The 8,524-nt window shown below is 64.9% G+C and carries 10 protein-coding genes; 3 read left to right on the forward strand and 7 right to left on the reverse strand.

Annotated elements, in window-relative coordinates; all coding sequences use genetic code 11:
* The coding region (locus CC207_RS27510) for a DnaJ C-terminal domain-containing protein (protein WP_305880224.1) at positions 1-497 on the forward strand (497 nt) is incomplete at its 5' end.
* Positions 498-499: 2 nt separating this feature from the next.
* Positions 500-805 carry a chaperone modulator CbpM gene (locus CC207_RS10405; protein ID WP_028688225.1) on the forward strand — a complete coding sequence of 102 codons (306 nt, stop codon included), beginning with the start codon at positions 500-502 and terminating at the stop codon, positions 803-805.
* 82 nt (positions 806-887) lie between these two features.
* Here the strand turns inward: CC207_RS10405 and CC207_RS10410 are convergent, their stop codons facing one another.
* From CC207_RS10410 to urtA, 7 genes are all read right to left on the reverse strand, one after another.
* Positions 888-1,430 carry a GNAT family N-acetyltransferase gene (locus CC207_RS10410; RefSeq protein WP_088852053.1) on the reverse strand — a complete coding sequence of 181 codons (543 nt, stop codon included), beginning with the start codon at positions 1,428-1,430 and terminating at the stop codon, positions 888-890.
* Positions 1,431-1,435: 5 nt separating this feature from the next.
* Positions 1,436-1,960 carry a GNAT family N-acetyltransferase gene (locus tag CC207_RS10415; protein WP_028691303.1) on the reverse strand — a complete coding sequence of 175 codons (525 nt, stop codon included), beginning with the start codon at positions 1,958-1,960 and terminating at the stop codon, positions 1,436-1,438.
* A gap of 31 nt (positions 1,961-1,991) precedes the next feature.
* A complete protein-coding gene (gene urtE / locus CC207_RS10420) occupies positions 1,992-2,690 on the reverse strand; it encodes an urea ABC transporter ATP-binding subunit UrtE (protein ID WP_028691302.1) in 699 nt (232 codons plus the stop codon).
* 37 nt (positions 2,691-2,727) lie between these two features.
* The gene (gene urtD, locus CC207_RS10425) at positions 2,728-3,585 is read right to left on the reverse strand and encodes an urea ABC transporter ATP-binding protein UrtD (protein WP_178080962.1); all 858 of its coding nucleotides are present in this window, start codon (positions 3,583-3,585) and stop codon (positions 2,728-2,730) included.
* Positions 3,582-4,661 (reverse strand): urea ABC transporter permease subunit UrtC, encoded by a 1,080-nt coding sequence (gene urtC / locus CC207_RS10430; protein WP_028691300.1) that lies wholly within the window; start codon positions 4,659-4,661, stop codon positions 3,582-3,584. The genes urtD and urtC overlap by 4 nt, the downstream gene beginning before the upstream one ends.
* Positions 4,661-6,148: an urea ABC transporter permease subunit UrtB gene (gene urtB, locus CC207_RS10435; RefSeq protein ID WP_028691299.1), complete on the reverse strand. Its 1,488-nt coding sequence runs from the start codon at positions 6,146-6,148 to the stop codon at positions 4,661-4,663. The genes urtC and urtB overlap by 1 nt, the downstream gene beginning before the upstream one ends.
* Positions 6,149-6,286: 138 nt before the next feature.
* Positions 6,287-7,552: an urea ABC transporter substrate-binding protein gene (gene urtA / locus CC207_RS10440; protein ID WP_028691298.1), complete on the reverse strand. Its 1,266-nt coding sequence runs from the start codon at positions 7,550-7,552 to the stop codon at positions 6,287-6,289.
* Between the two features lie 515 nt (positions 7,553-8,067).
* On the opposite strand from urtA, the gene CC207_RS10445 reads away from it, so the two are divergent.
* On the forward strand, positions 8,068-8,367 hold the full coding sequence (locus CC207_RS10445) for a hypothetical protein (RefSeq protein WP_028691297.1): 300 nt from the start codon (positions 8,068-8,070) through the stop codon (positions 8,365-8,367).
* The last annotated feature ends 157 nt before the right edge of the window (positions 8,368-8,524 follow it).

Consider the following 8,524-nt stretch of genomic DNA (forward strand, 5'->3'; position numbering starts at 1 on the left):
TCCAGGTGCCGCAGACCAACGGTGCCGGGCAGCGTACCGGGTTCACCACGAAAACGCTGAACGTGAAGATCCCCGCCGGGGTGACCGACGGCGAGCGCATCCGTCTCAAGGGCCAGGGCGCGCCGGGCGTGGGCGGTGGCGCCAACGGCGACCTGTTCCTGACCATCCGCATGGCTCCGCACCCGCTGTTCGATGTCGAAGGCCATGACCTGATCATCACCGTGCCGCTGGCACCGTGGGAAGCGGCGCTCGGCGCCAAGGTGGCCGTGCCGACCCTGACCGGCAAGATCAACCTGACCATCCGCCCCGACAGCCAGAGCGGCCAGCGCCTGCGGGTCAAGGGCATGGGCCTTTTGAACAAGCAGGGCGAGCGCGGCGACCTGTACGCCCAGCTCAAGGTGGTCATGCCCGCCCAGTCCGACGCCGCCGCGCGCGAACTGTGGACCCAGCTCTCCGAGAAAGCCGCGTTCAATCCGAGGACTCAATGGAGTAAGTGATCATGAGCAGCACCCTGATCGTTCAACTGGACATGCGTACCCTGTGCCAGGAGGCCAATGTATCGGCCGACTGGGTGATCGAGATCGTCGAGCACGGCATTGTCGAACCGTCAGGGCGAACGCCCGAGGAGTGGGTGTTCGATGACCGCGCGCCGGTGACGCTGAAGCGCGCGGTGAAGCTGCATCAGGAGCTGGAGTTGGAGTGGGAAGGGGTGGCGCTGGCGCTGGAACTGTTGGAAGAGGTGCAGCAGTTACGCAGTGAGAACAGCATGTTGAAGCAGCGGTTGGGCAGGTTTACCCAGATATAAGAGTAAAAGCATCGCGGGGCAAGCCCGCTCCCACGCCAGGCATCGAGGTGCTTCGTGGGAGCGGACTTGCCCCGCGATTGCATCAACGCCGTTCTGAAGCCGGCGCCAGGACCTTGAAATACAACGCTGTTGCCCGGTACACCCCTTCCGGTCCGCAGGCATAATCCGGAATCTCCCCCGCCTTGCTGTACCCCAGCGCCCGATAGAACGCCTCGGCCCCAGACCCCGCCTCGGTATCGAGAAACAGCATCCTCCGCCCGATCCGCCGCGTCTCGGCCTCCAGGGCCCCCATCAACTGCTGCCCCAGCCCACGCCGCCGAGCATCGCTGTGCACCAGCAACTTCTGCACCTCGGCCCGGTTCAGCCCATTGGGCTTCAGGCACAACCCCAACTGCACGCTGCCCAGCACTTCCTGCCCGTGGGCAATGACCCAGAGCAGTTGCTCGCCACCGGCCATTTTTGCCTTCACCTCATCGAAGTAGGCCTTGGCCTGCTGCTCGTCGATATCGGCCAGAAACCCCACCGACGCGCCCTGGCGCACCGCATCCAGCAAAAGGGCCACCAGCCCGTCGCGGTAGTACGCCAGGCCTTCGTGGGTGACGCGGTGCAGCTGGGCGGTGTTCATTGGCTTCAGGTCCTTGAAGGGGGAAGGGTGTTGTCATCCAGGTAAAGCTGCATGAAGGTCAGGTCCAGCCAGCGCCCGAACTTCACCCCCACCTGCGGCATCTGCCCGGTGATGCTGAAGCCCAGGCGTTCGTGCAGGCGGATCGATGCGGCGTTGCCGCTCTCGATGGCGGCGACCATCACATGTTTGTCGCAGTGGCGCGCGCGCTCGATCAGCGCGTCCATCAACACCGGGCCCAGGCCCTTGCCGCGTTGGTCGCCACGCACGTACACCGAATGCTCGACGGTGTGGCGAAAGCCCTCGAACGGCCGCCAGTCGCCAAATGAGGCATAGCCCAGCACGCCGCTGTCGTCCACCGCCACCAGGATCGGATAGCCCTGCTGCGCACGGGCCTCGAACCAGGCCTGGCGGTTGCCCAGGTCCACGGGGGTTTCGTTCCAGATTGCCGTGGTGTTGGCCACGGCGTCGTTGTAGATGTCGAGGATGCCCGGCATGTCGTCGATCAGGGCGTCGCGGATCTGGTAACTCATGACAGCGTCTCGCAAGGGAAGTGGCTGCAGATTAAATGGTAACCAGGCCGCGCACACCTTCGGCCTGCATGTTTTCACCCCGGCCGCGCTGGACGATCTCACCGCGGGCCATGACCAGGTACTGGTCGGCCAGCTCCTCGGCGAAGTCGTAGAACTGCTCCACCAGAAGGATGGCCATGTCACCCCGGTCGGCGAGCGTGCGAATCACTGCGCCGATTTCCTTGATCACCGACGGCTGGATGCCTTCGGTGGGCTCGTCGAGGATCAGCAGGCGCGGGCGGCTGGCCAGGGCGCGGCCGATGGCCAGCTGTTGCTGCTGGCCACCGGAGAGGTCGCCGCCACGGCGTTGCTTCATCTGCTCCAGCACCGGGAACAGTTCGTAGATGAAGGCTGGCACTTCCCGGGCCTCGCGGGCGGGGAACCGCGACAGGCCCATCAGCAGGTTTTCCTCGACGGTCAGGCGCGGGAAGATTTCGCGGCCCTGCGGCACGTAGCCGATGCCGGCCTGGACCCGTTGCTGGGGCTTGAGCGTGGTAATGGGTTTGCCTTCCCATTCCACGCGGCCCTCGCGGGCCGGCAGCAGGCCCATCAGGCAGCGCAGCAGGGTGGTCTTGCCCACGCCGTTGCGGCCCAGCAGGCAGGTGACCTCGCCGACCTTGGCCTCGAAGGACAGACCGCGCAGGATGTGGCTGCCACCGTAGTATTGGTGCAGGGTGTCGATTTTCAGCATGTTCTGCCCTTGAGTCGTTCAATTCGTGGGAGCGGGCCTATCTACCGAGATACACCTCGACCACCCGCTCATCCTCCTGCACCTGCGCCAGCGACCCTTCCGCCAGCACACTCCCCTGGTGCAGCACCGTCACATGGTCGGCAATGCTGCCGACGAAGCCCATGTCATGTTCCACCACCATCAGTGAATGCCTGCCCGCCAAGGAGCGGAACAGCTCGGCGGTGAACGCGGTCTCGGCATCGGTCATCCCCGCCACCGGCTCGTCGAGCAGCAGCAACCTCGGCTCCTGCACCAGCAGCATGCCGATCTCCAGGAACTGCTTCTGTCCATGGGACAACAGCCCCGCCTGGCGCTGGGCCAGGGGCAGCAGGCGCAGGGTGGTCAGCACCTCCTCGATGCGCTGGCGCTGCTCGCCGGACAACCGCGCCACCAGGCTTGCCCACACCGACTTGTCGGCCTTGAGCGCCAGCTCCAGGTTCTCGAACGCCGTCAGCGCCTCGAACACCGTGGGCTTCTGGAATTTGCGGCCGATGCCGGCCTGGGCGATCTGGCATTCGCTCATGCGGGTCAGGTCGAGGGTGTCGCCGAAAAACGCGGTCCCCGTGTCGGGCCGAGTCTTGCCGGTGATCACGTCCATCATCGTGGTCTTGCCGGCGCCGTTGGGGCCGATGATGCAGCGCAACTCACCGACGCCGATGTACAGGTTCAGGTCGTTGAGCGCCTTGAAGCCGTCGAAACTGACGCTGATGCCCTCCAGGCTCAGCACCGTGCCGTGGCGGGTGTCGAGCCCAGTCTCGCGGCGCCGACCGAGGCCGATCGCCTCGCGACCGCTGCCGATCTGGTCGAAGATCGGCTCCAGCATGAATTCCGGATGCACCGGGGGCACGCTTCTCATGGCTGGCTCCTTTTCTTCACAAGGCCGACCACGCCCTTGGGCAGGTACAGGGTGACGAGGATGAACAGCGCGCCGAGGAAGAACAGCCAGAACTCGGGGAACGCCACGGTGAACCAGCTCTTCATGCCATTGACCAGGCCGGCGCCGAGCAGAGGCCCGATCAACGTGCCGCGCCCGCCCAGGGCCACCCACACGGCGGCCTCGATGGAGTTGGTCGGCGACATCTCGCTGGGGTTGATGATGCCCACCTGCGGCACGTACAGCGCCCCGGCCAGGCCGCACAGCACGGCGCTGAGCACCCATACCAGCAGCTTGAAACCACGCGGGTCGTAGCCGCAGAACATCAGGCGGTTCTCGGCGTCACGCACGGCAGTGAGCAGGCGCCCGAACTTGCTCTGGGTCAGGCGCCAGCACAGGAACAGGCTGCCCAGCAGCAGGCCGACCGTGAGCAGGAACAGCACGGCCCGAGTGCCCTGGGCGGCGATGTCGAAACCGACGATGGTGCGGAAGCTGGTGAAGCCGTTGTTGCCGCCAAAGCCTGTCTCGTTGCGGAAGAACAGCAGCATCCCGGCGAAGGTCAGGGCCTGGGTCATGATCGAGAAATACACGCCCTTGATCCGCGAGCGGAAGGCGAAGAAGCCGAACACCAGCGCCAGCAGCCCCGGCGCCAGCACCACCAGGCACAGCGCCCAGGCGAAATGCTGGGTGCCGGCCCAGTACCAGGGCAGCTCGCTCCACGACAGGAAGGTCATGAACCCCGGCAGGCCGTCGCCGGCCGCCTGGCGCATCAGGTACATGCCCATGGCGTAGCCGCCCAGGGCGAAGAACAGGCCATGGCCAAGCGACAGCAACCCGGCATAGCCCCAGACCAGGTCCAGGGCCAGGGCGACGATGGCGTAGCAGAGGACCTTGCCGACCAGGGTCAGGGTGTAGGCCGAGACCTGCAAGGCGTGCCCGTCGGGCAGCAGCGACAGCAGCGGCAGGGCCAGCAGCACCAGGACGACAACGGCGCCGACGGCCATTGAAACCCGGGTGCCGGTCTTGCGCGTGGCAGTGACAATCAATGGCTGGTTCATCAGTCGATTACCCGTCCCTTGAGGGCGAACAGGCCTTGCGGGCGCTTCTGGATGAACAGAATGATCAGCGCAAGGATGAGGATCTTGCCCAGCACCGCACCGATCTGCGGCTCCAGCAGTTTGTTGGCGATGCCCAGTCCGAAGGCCGCCCACAGGCTGCCGGCCAGTTGGCCGACACCGCCGAGCACCACCACCAGGAACGAGTCGATGATGTAGCTCTGGCCCAGGTCCGGCCCCACGTTGCCGACCTGGCTCAAGGCCACGCCGCCGAGCCCGGCGATGCCGGAGCCGAGGCCGAAGGCGAGCATGTCGACGCGGCCGGTGGACACCCCGCAGCAGGCGGCCATGTTGCGGTTCTGGGTGACCGCGCGCACGTTCAGGCCCAGCCGCGTGCGGTTGAGCAGCAGCCAGGTAAGCAGCACCACCGCCAGGGCGAAGCCGATGATCACCAGGCGGTTGTACGGCAGCACCAGGTTGGGCAGCACCTGGATGCCGCCGGACAGCCAGGCCGGGTTGCTCACCTCGACGTTCTGCGCGCCGAAGATCAAGCGCACGGCCTGGATCAGGATCAGACTGATGCCCCAGGTGGCCAGCAGGGTTTCCAACGGCCGGCCATACAAGTGACGGATCACTGTGCGCTCCAGCGCCATGCCGACACCCGCGCTGACGGCGAAGGCCACCGGCAAGGCGATCAACGGATAGAACTCGATGGCGCCGGGGGCATAGCGTTGCAGCAGCACCTGGACCATGTAGGTGCTGTAGGCGCCGAGCATCAGCATCTCGCCGTGGGCCATGTTGATCACCCCGAGCAGGCCGAAGGTGATCGCCAGACCCAAGGCCGCCAGCAGCAGGATCGAACCCAGCGACAAGCCGCTGAAGGCCTGGCCGAGCAATTCACCGACCAGCAGCTTGCGCTGTACCTGGGCCAGGCTGGTTTCGGCGGCGGTGCGCACGGCGGCGTCGGTTTCGGCGTCGGGTTGTAGTAGCGCTTCAAGGCGGGTGCGTGCCAGTGGGTCGCCGGTTTCGCCGAGCAGGCGCACGGCGGCCAGGCGTACCGCGGGCTCGCTGGCGCCCAGTTGCAGGTTGGCCAGGGCCAGGCCGAGGGCCGCGTGCACGGCGGCGTCGGGTTCGCTGGCGAAGCGGCGGTCGAGGAAGGCCATTTGCGCCGGTTGTGCGGTTTTTTGCAGTTGTTGGGCGGCGGCCAGGCGGATGCTGGCTTGGTCGCTGAATAGCCGATGGCTGGCCAGGGCGTTGTCGATCAGGCCGCGCAGGCGGTTGTTCAGGCGCAGCTTGCGGGTGTCGTTTTCGGCGATGCGGCCTTGGCGCAGGTTGTCCAGCAGCGGCAGGCGGGCGGCATCGGGTTGCGCGGCCCAGGTTTCGAGCAGGCGCGCCTGGTCGGCGGGCTTGGCGCTGAGGAAGAACTCGCCTTCGCTGGCGTGGCTGGCCAGGGGCAGTAACAACAAGAGGGTGAGCAGGAATCTGAGCATTAGTTATTCCTGTGTAGTCAGGGTAAGGCGAGGGCTTCGCCCTCGATCGCGACACAAGGCCGCTCCCACATTGGAACGCGATCTACCTGTGGGAGCGGCCTTGTGTCGCGAAAGGGCCGCAAAGCGGCCCCTGGTCACTCAATTACCTTTCACCGCATAATCCGGCCGCTTGTCATTCCCCGGAATGAACGGGCTCCAAGGCTGCGCCCGCAGCGGCTCCTCGGTCTGCCACACCACGCTGAACTGTCCGTCATCCTGGATTTCGCCGATCATCACCGGCTTGTGCAGGTGGTGGTTGGTCTTGTCCATGGTCAGGGTGAAGCCCGACGGCGCCTTGAAGCTCTGCCCGGCCAGTGCCTCACGCACTTTGTCCACATCGGTGGACTTGGCTTTTTCCACCGCTTGCGCCCACATGTGGATACCTACGTAGGTGGCCTCCATAGGGTCGTTGGTCACCGCCTTGTCGGCCCCCGGCAGGCCCTTGGCCTTGGCGTAGGCCTTCCAGTCGGCGACGAACTTCTGGTTCACCGGGTTATCCACGGACTCGAAGTAGTTCCACGCCGCCAGGTGCCCCACCAGCGGCTTGGTGTCGATGCCACGCAGCTCCTCTTCACCCACCGAGAAGGCCACCACCGGTACATCGGTGGCCTTCAGCCCCTGGTTGGCCAGCTCCTTGTAGAACGGCACGTTGGAGTCGCCATTGACCGTGGAGATGACCGCCGTCTTGCCGCCGGCGGAGAACTTCTTGATGTTGGCGACGATGGTCTGGTAATCGCTGTGGCCGAACGGCGTGTAGACCTCTTCGATGTCCTTGTCGGCCACGCCCTTGCTGTGCAGGAAGGCGCGCAGGATCTTGTTGGTGGTGCGCGGGTAGACGTAGTCGGTGCCCAGCAGGAAGAAGCGCTTGGCGCCGCCACCGTCCTCGCTCATCAGGTATTCCACGGCCGGGATTGCCTGCTGGTTAGGCGCAGCGCCGGTGTAGAACACGTTCGGCGACATCTCTTCACCCTCGTACTGCACGGGGTAGAACAGCAGCCCGTTGAGCTCCTCGAACACCGGCAGCACCGACTTGCGCGACACCGAGGTCCAGCAGCCGAACACCACCGCCACCTTGTCCTGTGTCAGCAGCTGACGGCTCTTCTCGGCGAACAGCGGCCAGTTGGACGCCGGGTCCACCACCACCGCCTCAAGCTGCTTGCCGTTGACCCCGCCCTTGGCGTTGATCTCGTCGATGGTCATCAGCGCCATGTCCTTGAGCGAGGTCTCGGAAATCGCCATGGTCCCCGACAGCGAATGCAGGATGCCGACCTTGATGGTCTCGGCGGCCTGGATGCTCCAGCTCAGGCCCATCGCGGCGATCGATGCGCTGAGGGTGAAGGCCTTGATCAGACTGCGTCGCTTCATGTGCTCACTCCGATGTGATGGTAGGTGTTGGCCTAGTCGGAGATTGCAAAGGCTGTGCCGAGCGATGGAAGGTGCTTGGTAGAGCGGTTGTGCGACGAATCGGGGCGCGAGGAGGAGCCAGGATGGTGCTTGCAGGTTGGGCTTGCACAGGATTGGGTCGGGGGCGATGAACACTTTTGACACATAAGCGGTACTTGAGTACCGTGCCGCACCGCAGTAGTTTCTGCGGTTCGGGATTGGCGTCCCGCTGTCAGAACCGGGCACATCGCACCTGCGATAGCGTGTCCTGCATGGTTGCACCCGTTATGGGCGGAGCCGTGTGTGGGAGCCTTCGGGCTCACCGGACCTTCTGACCGGCAACGCCAACCCGCACGGCTCCGTCCACCCATATTGGCGTATGGGCACGGAGATACACTTCAGAAGGCTGCAAGGAGTCGCACCATGCTCAAGAAGATCGTTCCAGATCCACCGTTCGTATTTGTCGAGATCGACACCTTTCATCGAGAGGTGCAGCCATGAACCAGGAATCGCTGGTCAACCTCACCCCGCGCAAATCACGTCCCGTCACCGCTTGTTCCCACTTTGGCACCTGCAATCACGCCCATGATCCGATTCTCTCGGTACGTGCTGGCGTTGATAGCGAGGATGCGCTGGTGTGCGCCGTGGCGGCGTTGAAGGCGGCGTATGAGACCAATGCTGCCGCGTTGGAGAAGGCGGGGGAGCCGTTGCGCAGTTTGCTGACGGCGACGGAGAACTCGCTGGAGAAAGGCCTGGCGCTGGCCGAAGCCGTGCTTGAAGGGTTGGAGCAAGGCTAGCGGGCCTCATCGCGGGGCAAGCCCGCTCCCACGCCGACCTCACACGGCAGGCGTGGGAGCGGGCTTGCCGAGGGTGTCAGAAATTTTGTGTTCGGGCATAACATGAGTAAGAGGTGCATGTATGCCAACCAAAAAGAAACCCTTGCGTGACCTGCCC

It is taken from the genome of Pseudomonas sp. DrBHI1, assembly GCF_002205115.1.
Lineage (GTDB): Bacteria > Pseudomonadota > Gammaproteobacteria > Pseudomonadales > Pseudomonadaceae > Aquipseudomonas > Aquipseudomonas mosselii.